Source organism: Paenibacillus helianthi (assembly GCF_001909055.1).
Taxonomy (GTDB): Bacteria; Bacillota; Bacilli; order Paenibacillales; family Paenibacillaceae; genus Paenibacillus_AQ; species Paenibacillus_AQ helianthi.
In genome coordinates, this window is record NZ_LVWI01000081.1 from 130836 (window position 1) to 145562 (window position 14727).

Here is a 14727-nt window from a genome sequence, read left to right on the forward strand (position 1 = left end):
CAATGTGTTGAAAGGAGACTTGAACTTCATGATTAGTGACGAACAGCTGGATGCCTACCGGATTTCCGGTGAGAAGATCCGTGTTGTACGCGATGCACTGGAGAGCAATGATGTAAAGGGTATTGTTCTTGCCTGGGACGAGTCTCAGGTGATGATACGCCGTCCCAATAAGCGGATAGTGAAGCTTGACCGCAACTATGTGTACCAGCCCTTTGCCGAACCCAGACAAGAGCCGGAGAATATATAAGACGCAGCAACAGCCCCGTCCGGTTATGGACGGGGCTGTTGCTATTGGCGGTGTAGATCTTAAATGGATAAAGCCATCTGCTCCACAGCTTCTTCCCGGGGGAGAACGGTTAGCTCAGGTGTCAGGCCGAGGTAAGCACGCATCCGCAGCATCATTTCATTACGGAATCCAGGCCAAGGGATATTCATCTCGCCGGTGTATCCCCGGCAGGAATATTGGGCCTCTACACCCCGTTGATCTTGACGGATGGTTGTGATCTTCAGATGATGCGAGGTAAGCTCACGAGTGACCTCCTGGAGCATCAGCGAGGTCTTCTTCGTTGCACCGGATACCAGCTCCATGTAGAGCTGTGGTGTCTTGAATAATCCGCTCTTGCCGATGACCCGGCAATCGCGTTCAAATACTTTATGAATGAACGTAAGCAGCAAATAGCTTCTGACAAGGGACTTTTCGTCTTTGGTTATATCTTCGGGGATTGTTGGTGTAGTTAGTGGATTTCTCTTGGTAGTCGCCATATAAATCACCTCATTTATAGTATGCGAACCTTTGTTCTCATTATACCCCGTATTCGCAAATAAAAGCAATATTTATACAGAAATTAATGTATTAAAAATAATTGCATAAAAATATTGACTCAGACATCTTCGAATGGTATGATCTATCTTGTGACTGCGAAATTAAGTCATTGAATATGCGGTCATGGCGGAATTGGCAGACGCGCTGGCTTCAGGTGCCAGTGATAGCAATATCGTGGAGGTTCGAGTCCTCTTGACCGCACTACGGTTTACACAAGCATCCCTTCTTTTGAAGAGATGCTTGTTTTTTTATGCTCGAATGCTCTCACATTATTTAGGAATGCGGAGTCGAAGGCAAAACCAGCGGTTCATGGATGGCCCTCCAAGCTGCTGGCACCAGCTCCTGACCGGAACAGTAGATTGTCTGAAGATAGCGGCTTAACGGAGTGAGCGAATACTCAACAAGCACCTCTTTGATCTCGGAGGGCTTTGCCGGAATCGACGGCCTATTCTCTGTCATGAACTGTCCGATGGGCAGCAGCATCTCACAGCTCTTGCGGTAGGACATCCGGTGCGGGTATCGGGGAGAGCTCCCGGAGTCATATTTGGACAACCGGATATGATCGAAGTGATCCGTTAAGAGCTTAAGGGCATCAAATTTCAGAATGGCAAAGGTCTCTCCTGGTTCTCTGCGAGAGTACATAGCTGCCATGGACATACAGTCGCGTTCAGTTGGCCACAGGAAGACATGGCTGTCCAGACAGGCGCGGAACTGTTCAGCCGTTGTTCCTGCTTCCATAGCCTCGGGGGTGATTCGAAGATGGGAGTTCAGCACTGCATGCTGGCCGTTATAGACTGCCTTCCGGGCTTCATTCCGGCGTATGCCGTTGGCATATTCGGGGTACAGCAAGGCCGATGCGAAGATCCCATCCAAGGCAGCCATACCCTGCAGGTTGCTTGCTCTGGTAAAATGATACAGGGAGGCTCTCAGCGGACTTTTAGTAATGGCAGCAATGATACAATGGTTCATAGTTGTTTTTACCCTTTTCGGTTGATTGAACTTCTGATACTTTTAGAACAGCAGTATAACAGGCTGGAAGGATGATAAGCAAATGAAGATTGAAGCGTTAAGTCAGCATAGGAGAGACGAGTTTTTGGATTTTTGCCGGAAGCACCGGCCGGATATTGACGATTCCTTTTTATATGAAGAGCAGCTTGCTGAGTTTGAACTGTCGGAAGAGAATCCCACCTATGTGGCGATAAATGAGCAGGGTGCACTGGTTGCGGCCGCTTCGCTGATTTTGAATGACTATAACCGCAGAGGACGAAAAGGCCGTTTTCGGATTTTTCAGGCGGATACCGCTGAACCTGACATTTACCGGGAGCTGCTGCAAGCCATACTACGGCATACGGCAGGTTTGGATAAGCTGGATATATTTGTACCAACGGTGAATGCAAGAGAGACGCACAATATGCTTGCTGCCGGCTTTGCTGTGGAGCGCTATTCCTATTTGCTTGTCCGTAATGAAGCATTTGTTCCTGACCTCAGCTTGCCCACCGGATACGAAATTAAGCCTTTTCGGCCTGGAACCGATGAGCCTGACTGGTGCGGGGTGAGAAATGCCGGCTTTGCCAAACTGAAAGGGAGCGAAACACCGGCCACTCCGGAAATGGTGACGAATATGATTTCCCGCAAGGACTACATTGAAGGCGGTCTCATGATTCTTCGCCATAATGGTCAAGCGGTCGGCGTTGTCCGTGGAGCAGACGATGAATATGAAGGATCTCCGATCATGAACATTGGACCACTGGCTATACTTCCGGAGTATCAAGGTAAAGGGCTGGGGAGAATTCTGCTGAGAGCGGCATTGCGGTTCGCCAAGGAACAGGCCTATACGCAAACAGTGCTGTGTGTAAACGCGGAAAATGAACGTGCCAAGGCCCTGTATATTGGAGAGGGCTTCAAGCAGGTGGAGGCTGCGGCTTGCTTCGCCTACGATTTGACAGCTAAATAGCAGAAAAGATGAAGCGCCTGGGAAACCGGGCGTTTTCTTTTTTCTTTTCCTTTTTTATAAGCTGAACCTATAAAATTCTTCATTTCAACATTTACCTTTGAGGAAGGAGAACCACTTTGTGTGTAGAAGACGACAGGATAACTAACGGGTTCAGAAAGGAACATGCCCATGAAAACACTAATCATAGTGGATGATGAGCCGGCGGTGCTGAACGGACTGCGGAACTATGTGAACTGGACAGAGCAGGGGATCGAGTTGATTGGAACAGCGGATGATGGGGATACGGGACTCGAGCTGATCAAGGAGCTGAAGCCGGATATCGTGCTGACGGATGTGCAGATGCCAGCGATGGACGGAATCCGGATGGCGGCGGAAGTGCGTGAGGTGCTGCCTTTTGCCAAAATTGTGTTCATCAGCGGACATAACGATGCCGATTATTTGCGGTCTGCTCTTCAGATCCATGCGGTAGATTACCTTCTGAAGCCTATCCGCCGCAAAGAGCTGGTCTCTGTCCTGAGCAAGGTTACAGAGTCGCTTGATGCGGAGGACCGGGAACGAAGCCGGGTGAAGGAGATGCAGGTGAAACTGGCCCAGAGCCTGCCGCTGCTGCGCGAGAGGTTTCTCCTGTCCGTCATCAATGACAGCATCCATTCGGCACATATCCGGGAGAAGCTGGAGTTCCTGGATTTGCCGCTATTATCTGCAAGCGATTACATGGTTGTGGTTATTATGATTGATGATGTGCCACAGGTGCTGGATAGCCGGAGTGAACAGGACAAGCAGCTGCTGTCTTATACTGTGCTGAATATTATACAGGAGTTAATCGACAAGCAGATGCGGGGCGTTACCTTTGAGAAGCAGCCTGGAGAATATGTGGGTATTCTGCTGACCCCGCAGCTGGAGGATGGAGCTACAGAAGAAGCTGAGGAGGTTCAATCTCCGGAGCAGGAGCTGCTGTTACTGGCGGAATCCATCCGCGGCAATCTGCGGCAATGGCTGAAGCTCAGTGTAACCATCGGAGTAGGTGAAGGGGTGAACAGTCTGTCGGAGCTGCCGTCGTCCTATAAGCAGGCGAGAGGTGCAGCTGACCAGAAATGGTATCTGGGCAAAAATCGTATCCTGACAATGGATAAGCTGGAGTCTGGAGATTATCTGCAGTACCGGTACGAAGCAGAGTGGGGTGAACGGGTGCTCTCGGCATTGAGATCCGGGGACTGGGAGCGAACGTTGAACGAGCTGGAGCAGATTTTTGCACGGCTGGAGCAGAACCGGCGGCATGGCTCACGTTATGCACAGAACGTAAGTCTGCACCTGATCTTACAGTCCGGGCAGGTCATGCTTGAACTGAACGGTATGACAGAAGAGTGGGAGCAGAAGGAGATGGAAGCCTGGAAACAGGTCATGCGCCAGGAAACAATGCGGGATTTGCTGCATTATACCGCTGAATATCTGCAGGAGGTATGTGAGTACTCTCTTTTGAAACGCAGTGGAAAGTCCAGTGAGGTTATTGAACGGGTCCGCCTGCTGATCGGGCAGAGATATGCGGAGAATTTGAGCGCATCCGACATCGCCGAAGGTGTATATCTCAGCCCTACCTACGTCCGGCTGTTGTTCAAGCAGGAAACCGGAGAAACCCTATTTGAATATCTGACCAAGGTGCGCATTGAGCAGGCCAAACACATGCTCAGAAATCCGCAGAATAAATTATATGAGGTCTGTTATGCGGTGGGCTATACCGATCCCAGCCACTTCAGCAAGCTGTTCAAGAAAATAACCGGAAGTACACCAAGCGCATTCAGAGAGCTGCATAAATGAGTAAGGCGTCTGAAGTCTTACGGGTGCGATCCAGGAAGACCGGGAGGGCTGTACGATGAAAAAAGCCTGGGCCTATCTGACCGGTTTGGGTCAGGGGATACTTGCTGCAAGAAAATGGCTGTTTGCCTATGTACTGCTCATTCTCCTGCCGGTTTCTATTATGCTGGGCTCCTTTTACCAGCGTTCCAATGACATTCTGGAGAAGGAAGTGACCCGCACGATGCAGCTCACTCTGAAGCAGGCGGGCATGAATCTGTCCTATAAGCTGAACCATATCCGCGACAGCAGCAATTCCGTCTTCATGAACCAGATTCTGTACGACAATTTGCTGCAAAAAGACAAAATTACCGACCAGCTGGGGCAGATCAAGGAGCTGCGGAACTTGGCCGAAACCGCCCAGGAGAATCAGGATATCTTCCGTCTGCGTTTTTTTGCCGATGCTTCCCGGATATATGGCGGTGACCGGATTAATCTGTATCCCTTAGCGGATATGGATCAATACCCCTGGTATGAAGCTGTAAAGGAAGCTGGCGGTGGGATCGTCTGGACGGGGGTTTATCCTGAAATTTATAACGATTATGGAGAAAAAAATATTTTCTCTGCCGCCCGTCTGCTGCGTAACCCGCAGGACTACGAGGAAATTGTTGGCATTCTGGTGATGGATATATCCGAAACTATGGTTCAGGAGATTGTGTCAGAGCTTCATTTCTCGGATAAATATGCACCGTTCCTCCTTGACGGAGGGGGGAAGCTGATCTATGGAACAGATGGACCGGATCAAGGTGCGGTTCCTAATACAAAGGCAGAGGCAGGTTCGGGACAGACTGTGAACCACCTTCCTGAAGAACTGCTTAACGAGATCAGCCATACGGAAGAAGGCATTGTAAAAAGAATCATTGGCCGTGATCATGTGAATGTAGTATACACCACTATTGGGACAACAGGCTGGAAGCTGGTGGCACAGGTATCTGAATCGGAGATCTCGCACCGCGCCACGGCGCAGGGCCAGTTCACCAGTATTGCTACCCTGGCAGGAATAACGGTAATGTTTCTTGTTCTGGTATTTGTGCTCCTAATGTTCATGATCCAAGGCATGCAGCGCCGGGTGCAGATGATCCTTCGGATGATCCGCAAAGAAGGCATCGGGTGGCTGGAGGATCGCCGGTCGATGCCGGACGGGGATTTCCGGCTGCTGGAACGCAGTGTTGACCACCTGATTCATAAGGTCAATACCCTGATGGAAGAGTCTTATCAGGCGAAGATACAGGAACGGGAAGCCCAGCTGAGGACGCTGCAGGCACAGATCAATCCGCATTTTCTCTATAATGCCCTGGATATGATCAACTGGTCGGCCATCTCCCATGATGCGGAGGACACCAGTGAAATGATCGAGGCGCTGGCACAATATTTCCGCTTAAGTCTGAACAAGGGCCGCGATAATGTCAGCATTGCCGATGAATTAGAGCTGGCGCGGGTATTTCTGGAGATTCAGCAGAACCGTTTTCCGTCTACATTCACGTTCTCCATTCAGGCGGAGCCTGGGCTCTCGGCATATATCATTCCCAAGCTGACATTGCAGCCGCTGGTAGAGAATGCGCTGCTGCATGGTATCCGCAAGACGAAAAACAAGCAGGGAACGATTGAGATCTCGGCGCGTCTGGAGAATGGTGATGTTGTGCTGACAGTTGCGGATGATGGAATCGGTATGGAACCGGAGCAGGCTAACCGGCTGCTGCTCGAACCTGCCGCCGGGCAGCATGCGGATGGATTGGACGGTTCGTTCGGATTATACAATGTAAATGAAAGAATCCGTTATTTTGCCGGGAACCGTTACGGTCTGTCCATTGATACGCAGCCCGGAAAGGGCACTGCCGTAAGAGTTACCGTGAAAGCGACCCTGGCGGAATAACCCATCCGCATTTACAGTCGCCAGAGACCAGAAATAATCAGATTACCCTCTACTAGCTGTGCCCCGTTCCTCAGTATAATCAACTCACAAACATACGGAGGTGATTGAAGTTGGGCGCAGGTGCCACGGAGTTGAACCCGAAGAGCAGAGCAGCCGCAGCCAGAAGCAGGGCTGCCGGCAAGTGGAGACTAGCCTGGAGGAACAGGGACTATTATATGCTGCTGATCCCCGGACTTTTGTTTCTGCTGCTCTTCAAATATACGCCTTTGTATGGCGTGCTGATCGCCTTTCAGGACTTTAATATTTTTGACGGCATCAGAGGCAGTGAATGGGTGGGGCTGGAGCAGTTCCACAAGCTGGTCCAGTCCGAGGAGTTCGGACAGGTATTCATGAACACGCTGCTGATCAGCGTATATAAGATCGTGCTGCTGTTCCCCGTTCCGATTATCATAGCGCTGGTGCTGAACGAGGTCCGGCTGATGTTTTTCAAACGAACCATTCAGACGATTATCTATCTTCCGCACTTTCTGTCCTGGGTCATTATATCCGGATTGTTCGTAACGATACTCTCTACTTCCGGGGGGCTCGTCAACAATATTATTCAGTGGTTCGGCGGAGAGCCGGTCAGTTTTTTTGTCAGTAACCAGTATTTCCGCAGTCTGGTGGTCTTCACTGCCGGGTGGAAGGAGGTAGGCTGGAATGCCATCGTCTTCATTGCTGCTATCGCCGGGATTGATCAGGAACAATATGAAGCCGCTTCCATCGACGGGGCGGGCCGAATCCGCAGAATGCTGCATATCTCGCTCCCGGGGATTCTGCCTACTGTAGTGCTGATGTTCATTCTCCGCCTGGGCTCCGTGCTGGATGCCGGGACCGAACAGATTCTCACGATGTACAATCCGGTGGTCTACGAGACGGCTGATGTCATCGGAACTTTTGTATACCGGATCGGTCTTGGCAAAATGGACTACAGCTTCAGTACGGCAGTCGGATTATTCAACTCAGTCGTAGGTTTTATTCTCATTGTCTCCGGCAATTATCTCAGCCGCAAGCTGCTGAAGCGCGGAATCTGGTGAGGAGGAAAGGAGCAGGACAACCATGACAAAACGGACGAAAGGGGATCTTTTACTGGATACCGGTGTGTATCTTTTCCTGATTGCTCTCGGACTAATGATGCTGCTGCCCCTGGCAAGTGTCTTCTCCAAATCGGTCAGCGAAGAGTGGGCGATCACCTCCGGCAAAGTCGGCATTCTGCCTGTAGGGTTCCAGCTCGATACGCTGATGCAGGTCATTTCCTCATCCCTGTTCATTCGGGCCTTCTGTATCTCCGTCGGTGTTACCGCTATCGGTACGCTAATCTCCATTCTTATGACGGCGCTTACAGCCTATCCGCTATCCAAACGCAAACTGCCCGGCATTTCCTTCATTATGGTGCTGTTCATTTTTACGATGCTGTTCAGCGGCGGGCTGATTCCCAATTACCTGCTGATGCGCCAGCTGCATCTGATCAATAATCTATGGGTGCTGATTCTCCCGGGAATGATTAGCGTGTTCAACATGCTGGTGATCAAAAGCTATTACGAAAGCCTCCCTGAAGCACTGGAGGAATCTGCACGGATCGACGGAGCGAAGACTTACACTATTTTATTCCGGATCATCCTCCCGCTTAGTATGCCGGTGATCGCCACGATTGCGCTGTTCTATGCTGTGGGCTATTGGAATGATTATTTTGGCCCGATGATTTACATCAATGAAACCGCACTGAAGACACTGCAATTGTATCTGCAGGATGTGGTGATGGATGCAAACAGTGCAAATCTGACGAATAAAAGTGTAGACGATCTCATGAATATGTCCCCCGAAGGCATCCGCGCAGCTACAGTCGTCGCGTCTACAGTGCCGATACTGCTCGTATATCCGTTTATGCAGAAGTATTTTATCAAAGGGGTGCTGATTGGCTCGGTTAAGGGCTGACCTAAGATTTCAGAACTTAAGGGGAGGTTTAATTCATATGATAAATAGAAAATGGCTGACACTTATGCTGTCTGCAGGGCTTGTGGCATCGTTAGCCGGCTGTGGTTCATCCCGCAATACGAACGAGGAGAGGGCAGCGGGAAGTTCAGCGGAGCAAACGACTGGCACGCAAACGGAAAGCGGCTCCAAACCGGAGCTGAAGACGCTTAATTTATGGTCGAAGGATGATTACAACACGTACACACTGGCCAAAGTGGTGGAGGAGAAAACCGGCTATAAGGTCAAATATGAGATGCTGCCTGCTGATAAGGCCATGGATAAGCTGAATCTGCTGATTTCCTCCGCGGAGCCTTACGATGTCATTACCATTAATGGAGAGAAAGCGGTCTATACCGATTATGCCAAGATGGGTGCACTTGTGGATCTGACCCCGCTGATTGACAAGTATGGAGAGAATATCAAAGCCTCTATCTCTCCCGAATCCTTCGAGGCGATGAAGGTGGACGGCAAGATCTACGCTATTCCGAACCGGGCGTCCGAGTTTGCGGGCAGCAGTCTGATGATCCGCACGGATTGGCTGGATAAGCTTGGCCTTAAGATGCCCACAACACTGGATGAATTCACTGCAGTCCTGAAGGCTTTTAAGGAAAAAGATCCGGGCGGTAATGGTGATAAAGGCGCACCGCTCTCCATAGACGGCGCAATGGCCACGATGGTTAATGTGACCGGCGCTTTCGGCATTGCCACTAGCTGGAATATTGTGGACGGGAAGCTGGTTGCGGCACCGGTGCATCCGGGGTTCAAGGAATATCTGAGCTATATGGCTGACCTGTATAAGCAGGGGCTGCTGGACAAAGAATTTGCAGTGAATAAAGATGCTACACTAAAGGAAAAGTTCACGAGCGGCCGGGTCGGCGTGATCCCGCTTGCCTGGTATGATATCCCGGGCATTGCAGATGCCCTGACCAAGAACTTCCCGGATGCCAAATATGCTTATGTTCCAGCGTTGAAGGGTAAGGATGGGCAGGCGGGTATAGGAATGAGCGGCGGCTTTGACCGGCTGACCTTTATTCCAAAGTCCTCGAAGCACCCGGAGGATGCGATCAAGTGGATCAATGCCAAGCTGGACAAAGAGACCTTCAAGCTGATCGCCATTGGCGAGGAAGGCAAGCATTTCACTTACAAAGACGGTGTGTACAGTCCGATTTTGCCCCTGTTTACCGATGAGCGCGGACTGGCGAGCAACTATTTGACCGGAATTGATGAGAAGCTGTATCCCGTCTACTGGCAGGCCCGTGTGCAGAAAGACCCGCGTTTGTTCGCAGGCTTCACCTTCCTGAACAAGGAAATTCCGGCGGAATTCCGAATCTCTGATCCGCTGGCATTGGCTCCATCTTTACCGGAGTATTCCAAGTACAACGCTTCGCTGAATCAGATGATCAATGATTTTGCTGTAAAAGTGATTGTTGGCGAGGAATCTACCGATGCAATGGCCGCATTCGTTGAGAAATACAATGCCGCCGGTGGTGAAGCCAGCGCCAAGGAAGTCAATGAGTGGTATGCGTCAGTGAAGAAATAGTCGGGAGGGAAACGCATGAACAGCTACAGAATGCGGAATAACGAAATTCCGCTTCAGGATTCCTGGGATGTTATTGTAGTGGGCGGAGGTCCGTCCGGGTGTACTGCGGCGGCCGCGGCAGCTCGGGAAGGGGCAAAAACGCTGCTGATTGAAGCCACAAGCAGCCTTGGCGGAATGGGAACCTCGGGACTGGTGCCGGCGTGGTGTCCCTTCTCTGACATGGAGACGATGATCTACAGAGGGCTGGCGATGAAGGTATTTGAAACTCTGAAGGCGAAGATGCCGCATGTAAGCAAGGACGCTATGGACTGGGTGCCCATTGAGCCTGAGAAGCTGAAGGTGGTCTATGATGAGCTGGTCCAAGGAGCGGGGGCCAAGGTTCAGTTCATGACACAGCTGGGTGCGGTAGATACGGATGAGGATGGTAATGTGACAGCACTGATTACAGCCAGTAAAAGCGGTCTTCAAGCCCTGAAGGCCAAGGTGTATATTGACTGTACGGGTGATGCGGACGTTGCTGCTTGGGCGGGAGCGGAATATCTGAAAGGAGATGCGGATACCGGTGAGCTAATGCCAGCCACACACTGCTTCACGCTGGGCAATGTGGATGAGTATGCGTACCTCCATGGCCCGATGCTCCATAACAACAACAAGACCAGCCCGATTTATGATATTCTCGGTTCCGGCCGCTATCCCCTGATCCCGGATGCGCATATCTGCAACAATATTATTGCTCCCCGAACGGTTGGCTTCAATGCAGGACATTTGTGGGAAGTGGATAATACGGATGTTCTATCCATATCGGAGGCGCTGATACAGGGACGCAAGCTGGCCGCGGCCTACAGGGATGCTCTTGCTGAATATCAGCCTGCCTCCTTCGGGAACTCGTTCGTAGCCAATACGGGATCATTAATGGGCGTGCGGGAGACACGGAGAATTACTGGAGATTATGTGCTCAGTGTGAATGATTACGTCAGCCGCCGCAGCTTCGCCGATGAAATTTGCCGTAACAGCTATTTCATTGATATTCATGGAACTGAGAAGGAGGAGAAGCAGGCTGGAGGCAAGCAGGAAGTGATTAAGCGCTATGGTCCGGGAGAATCCCATGGGATTCCCTACCGTTGCCTGACCCCCCGTTCGCTCAAAAATGTGCTGGTTGCCGGGCGCTCCATTTCCTGTGTACGTGAAGTGCAGGGCAGCGTCAGAGTTATGCCTGTCTGTCTGGCAATGGGTGAGGCTGCCGGGATTGCCGCTGCCATGGCTGCTGTACAGTCCCTGCCTGACGTCCATGCGGTAGACACAATTTCCCTCCGCAGACGGCTGCGGGAGGAAGGCGCGTATCTGCCGCTTACGGAAGCCGAGGCAGAGGCATCAGCTGCTGCATCGACCAAGGGTGGGGAAAGCAGCGGAGGGAACCTTTACCATTAAGCTTACATTCACTTGATGGATCGCTTGAGCGTCCGGTTCCTAAGGATGGCGTTGATCTCACCGCCGGCCAGGATGATGATGGAGCTGATGTACAGCCAGATCAGCAGCACCGTGACCCCGCCGAGGCTGCCGTAGGTCTCAGTGAAACTGCTGAACTGATTGACATAGATGGAGAACAGGGTAGAGGTTATGATCCAGCCGAGGGTTGCAAACATCGCGCCGGGCATAACCTCTTTCAGTCTTAGCCTGCGGCTGGGGGCAATCCAGTACAGCAGAGTGAAGACGATGAACATGATGAACAGCGGAACAGCATATTGCAGCAAGTCCCAAATTTTCTGGAAGCCATAAGGCAGATCGACCAGCAGGAAGACCTGTGTTTTCAGCCAGGAGCCAAGCACCAGCAGTAAAATACTGAGCAGCACCACTAATCCGATGAAGAGAGTGGCCAAAAAGGCAATACCGCGTATTTTCCAGAAAACCCTGCTCTCCTCAATATCGTAGGCACGGTTGAGGCCTTTGATGATCGCATTGATTCCTTTGGAGGCGGCCCATAAGGTTGCCAGCATCCCGAAGGACAGCAAGGCCTGGCTACGGCCCTCCGCAACATCCTTCAGAATTTCCTGGATAATCGAGATCGCCTCGGCAGGCATGATCTGCTCCAGATCACGGATCTTATCCTCCACCGAAATATGGGCATAACCAATCAGCGTCATAATGAAGATCAGAAAAGGGAATAAAGACAGGATTAAGTAGTAAGTAAGCTGTGCGCTGATCCCTTGAACATCATCAAGTTTAATCTTTTGATACAGCTCTTTGGAAAAGGAAATGGCTCGTCTGGCGGCAGTCTTCTTCATAAGTCCCTCCTCTGCTTATCCTATAATATGCTTATCGCATATATTTAACTCAACTTCCCAGGTTGGAATCAGTGGGTGGAGCGGGAAAGCGCGTTCGGAGGAAATAAAAACCGCTATTCTAGGCCGGGCAGATGAAAGTAAAGTGCCAGACTCGGGATCTATCGCAGGGGTTCGCCAAAACAAATATGCCAGTGCAGATGTTTGGAATCCTGATACTTTCCCAGATTGGTAGTGACTTTGCAAGCTCCGTATTGTTCGGTCACACGTGCGGCCACTTGTTGGATCACTCGTATCATCTCAAGCAATGTCTCATTGTCGCTTTCCTGCAGCGTGAGCAAAGAAGAAATATGTTTTTTGGGAACGGCGACAATATGAACGGGATAAAAGGGTTTCAAAATGAATCCTCCTTGCCATTCTCTGTTTTCCTTTATATTCTATTTTTAATTTATGATCCCTGTAATGAAGGATATCATAGTATTTGAGGGGAGAGTCGGGTTAAATACAGGCAGGTGCAGAGAATGTTCATGTCTATAGCTTGTGCCCAAAGGAGAATGCAGATGGATTTATCGGAACAGGATTTGAAAAGAATCCGAAATTGGGTGTACCGCAATGCCCGGCCGGTTGATCTGGCGCGATGGAAGTTTCACTTCGAGAAGGGACCAGCAGATGCTGTACTTTCTGCCCTATCGGCCTATCAGAATGAGGATGGCGGGTTCGCTCATGCCCTCGAGGCGGATTCGTGGAACCCTTGTTCGGCTCCGATTCAGACTGCTAACGCAGTAGAGAAACTGCTGGAGATACATTGGGAGGATGGATCACATCCAGTGATTCAAGGGATTCTGAAGTATCTTGACAGTGGAGCTGAGGTGGAGGGGAAGGCGTGGAAGAATGTTGTTGAATCAAATAACATTTATCCGCATGCGCCATGGTGGAACACAAACTCGAACAGCACAGCCCACAGTATGTTCAATCCTACAGCCATTCTGGCCGGATTTATCCTGAAGTATGCGGATAGAAGCAGCAGACTCTATCCACGAGGGATGGAGATTGCCAGAGAATTGAGTGTGTTTTTCCTCACAGACCCTGGGATTGAGATGCATCCGCTTAAATGTATCGTTACTCTCATCGAGTGCATCTCGGAGGCGGGGTTGCAGGAACAATTGCCCTATGCCCGGCTTCAGGCAGCTGCTGTGGAGCAAATTACAGCATTAATTAAGCGGGAAGCCGGGGAGTGGAGCGGCTACAGCTGCAGACCCTCGGTATTTATCCAATCACCGGAAAGCCCGGGTTATGCAGACAATGCTGCTCTTCTTCATAAGGAGCTGGACTATCTTCTTCAGACAAGAAATGAGGAAGGCGTCTGGAATTTGACCTGGAACTGGGACGCCTTTGAGCGGGAGTTCGCCATCAGCGAAAACTGGTGGAAAACGCATATCGTGATTGAGAATGTGCTGCTGCTGCGCGCGTTTGGCCGTTATTCGCCGTCTTTTAGGAATTCCTGCTCATAAATGGCCCGCACCTTCGCAAGGACAGCAGCGCTGTGGTCAGGGAACTTCAGCTCGGTGATCCGATCCTTCATCAGAAAAACACCGGGCTGCTTGCTGTGCTGGCCTAAGGCTGCATTGTACAGTAGTCCGGCACCATGGCTCGGGTGAGGGAAGAAGAGCTTGATGATCGGCTTCAGCCAGAAGGGCAATCCTGAGTTTTTGCCGCTTCTGATGGTATTATTACCTCCCGGATCGGCGCTGCGGATCAGGATGCCTTCCGCAGCCAGCTGAGGGGCAAGCTCATGGGTCCAGAGCGAGAGGGCCAGCTTGGAGGCTGCATACGGACCGAAAAGCTTTTTAAATTCAGTGGGATGCTCCAGCGAGTCCGGGTTAAATCGCTTCATGGTCATAAATGCATTGGACGAGGTGTTGACTACGGTTTTTAATTGTCCTTTCTGGAGAAGCGCTTTGAGCTCCATGGTAATCAAATACGGCGCGACGGTCTGGAGATCGAAATGCATTTCACGTCCTTGCTTAGAGTTGCTCAGTTCATGGAAGCTGCCGCCCGCATTGTTGAACAGCAGATCGATCCTCTGTTCTTTACTTTTAATCTCATTCAAGGCACGTCTCAGTGTGGTGAAGTCACTAAGGTCGGCTTTGTAGATCCGTAGCTGCCCGCTTTTCGCGGCCCCGGTGAAGAATGGATCTTCAATAGGAAAGCCAGAACGGATCAAGGCAATAATCTGCCAGCCTTCTGCCAGCATTTTGCGGGTCAATTCAAGTCCTATGCCGTTGTTCGCACCTGTAATCAGCGCTGTTCCGCGGTACTGTTGTCCTGTAGTCATTTGTCATTTCTCCTTTGGAGTGAGTCGCAGGCTGCTGAAATAAGCTGAAGGCCTGGCGG

At 50.8% G+C, this 14727-nt stretch carries 13 protein-coding genes, 1 tRNA gene and 1 pseudogene; 10 read left to right on the plus strand and 5 right to left on the minus strand.

Annotated features, from left to right (window positions below; genetic code table 11):
- Positions 1 to 28 precede the first annotated feature (28 nt).
- Positions 29 to 247 carry a hypothetical protein gene (locus A3844_RS27685; protein WP_074085101.1) on the plus strand — a complete coding sequence of 73 codons (219 nt, stop codon included), beginning with the start codon at positions 29 to 31 and terminating at the stop codon, positions 245 to 247.
- A gap of 59 nt (positions 248 to 306) precedes the next feature.
- Here A3844_RS27685 and A3844_RS27690 read toward each other — a convergent pair whose 3' ends face one another.
- Positions 307 to 762, minus strand: a complete 456-nt coding sequence (locus A3844_RS27690) for a YhjD family protein (RefSeq protein WP_074085102.1) — start codon at positions 760 to 762, stop codon at positions 307 to 309.
- Positions 763 to 940: 178 nt separating this feature from the next.
- Here A3844_RS27690 and A3844_RS27695 point away from each other — a divergent pair.
- Positions 941 to 1024, plus strand: a tRNA-Leu gene (locus tag A3844_RS27695).
- A gap of 72 nt (positions 1025 to 1096) precedes the next feature.
- Here A3844_RS27695 and A3844_RS27700 read toward each other — a convergent pair.
- Complete coding sequence (locus tag A3844_RS27700) at positions 1097 to 1792, minus strand: DUF7002 family protein (RefSeq protein WP_074085103.1); 696 nt, start codon at positions 1790 to 1792, stop codon at positions 1097 to 1099.
- A gap of 82 nt (positions 1793 to 1874) precedes the next feature.
- Here A3844_RS27700 and A3844_RS27705 point away from each other — a divergent pair, with 82 nt between their 5' ends.
- The 7 genes from A3844_RS27705 (at position 1875) to A3844_RS27735 (ending at position 11482) form a co-directional block, all read left to right on the plus strand.
- The gene (locus A3844_RS27705; protein WP_083607053.1) at positions 1875 to 2777 is read left to right on the plus strand and encodes a GNAT family N-acetyltransferase; all 903 of its coding nucleotides are present in this window, start codon (positions 1875 to 1877) and stop codon (positions 2775 to 2777) included.
- Between the two features lie 168 nt (positions 2778 to 2945).
- Entirely contained in the window at positions 2946 to 4592 is a 1647-nt protein-coding gene (locus A3844_RS27710) for a response regulator transcription factor (protein ID WP_074109131.1), read from the plus strand.
- 55 nt (positions 4593 to 4647) lie between these two features.
- The gene (locus A3844_RS27715) at positions 4648 to 6501 is read left to right on the plus strand and encodes a cache domain-containing sensor histidine kinase (RefSeq protein ID WP_074109132.1); all 1854 of its coding nucleotides are present in this window, start codon (positions 4648 to 4650) and stop codon (positions 6499 to 6501) included.
- A 215-nt stretch (positions 6502 to 6716) separates the two neighbouring features.
- Entirely contained in the window at positions 6717 to 7577 is an 861-nt protein-coding gene (locus tag A3844_RS27720) for an ABC transporter permease (protein ID WP_083607059.1), read from the plus strand.
- Positions 7578 to 7599: 22 nt separating this feature from the next.
- Complete coding sequence (locus A3844_RS27725; protein WP_074102930.1) at positions 7600 to 8475, plus strand: carbohydrate ABC transporter permease; 876 nt, start codon at positions 7600 to 7602, stop codon at positions 8473 to 8475.
- A 37-nt stretch (positions 8476 to 8512) separates the two neighbouring features.
- The gene (locus tag A3844_RS27730; RefSeq protein ID WP_074109133.1) at positions 8513 to 10054 is read left to right on the plus strand and encodes an extracellular solute-binding protein; all 1542 of its coding nucleotides are present in this window, start codon (positions 8513 to 8515) and stop codon (positions 10052 to 10054) included.
- A gap of 15 nt (positions 10055 to 10069) precedes the next feature.
- Positions 10070 to 11482 (plus strand): FAD-dependent oxidoreductase, encoded by a 1413-nt coding sequence (locus tag A3844_RS27735; RefSeq protein WP_083607055.1) that lies wholly within the window; start codon positions 10070 to 10072, stop codon positions 11480 to 11482.
- Between the two features lie 8 nt (positions 11483 to 11490).
- Here A3844_RS27735 and A3844_RS27740 read toward each other — a convergent pair whose 3' ends face one another.
- Positions 11491 to 12336, minus strand: a complete 846-nt coding sequence (locus tag A3844_RS27740) for a YihY/virulence factor BrkB family protein (protein ID WP_074085110.1) — start codon at positions 12334 to 12336, stop codon at positions 11491 to 11493.
- A gap of 158 nt (positions 12337 to 12494) precedes the next feature.
- Positions 12495 to 12728 (minus strand): annotated as a pseudogene (locus A3844_RS27745) (HIT family protein); the annotation flags it as partial.
- Between the two features lie 165 nt (positions 12729 to 12893).
- Here A3844_RS27745 and A3844_RS27750 point away from each other — a divergent pair.
- Positions 12894 to 13844: a hypothetical protein gene (locus tag A3844_RS27750; RefSeq protein ID WP_074085112.1), complete on the plus strand. Its 951-nt coding sequence runs from the start codon at positions 12894 to 12896 to the stop codon at positions 13842 to 13844.
- Here the strand turns inward: A3844_RS27750 and A3844_RS27755 are convergent.
- Positions 13811 to 14668: an SDR family NAD(P)-dependent oxidoreductase gene (locus A3844_RS27755; protein WP_074085113.1), complete on the minus strand. Its 858-nt coding sequence runs from the start codon at positions 14666 to 14668 to the stop codon at positions 13811 to 13813. The two genes, A3844_RS27750 and A3844_RS27755, sit on opposite strands and share 34 nt — an antisense overlap.
- Between the last annotated feature and the right edge of the window lie 59 nt (positions 14669 to 14727).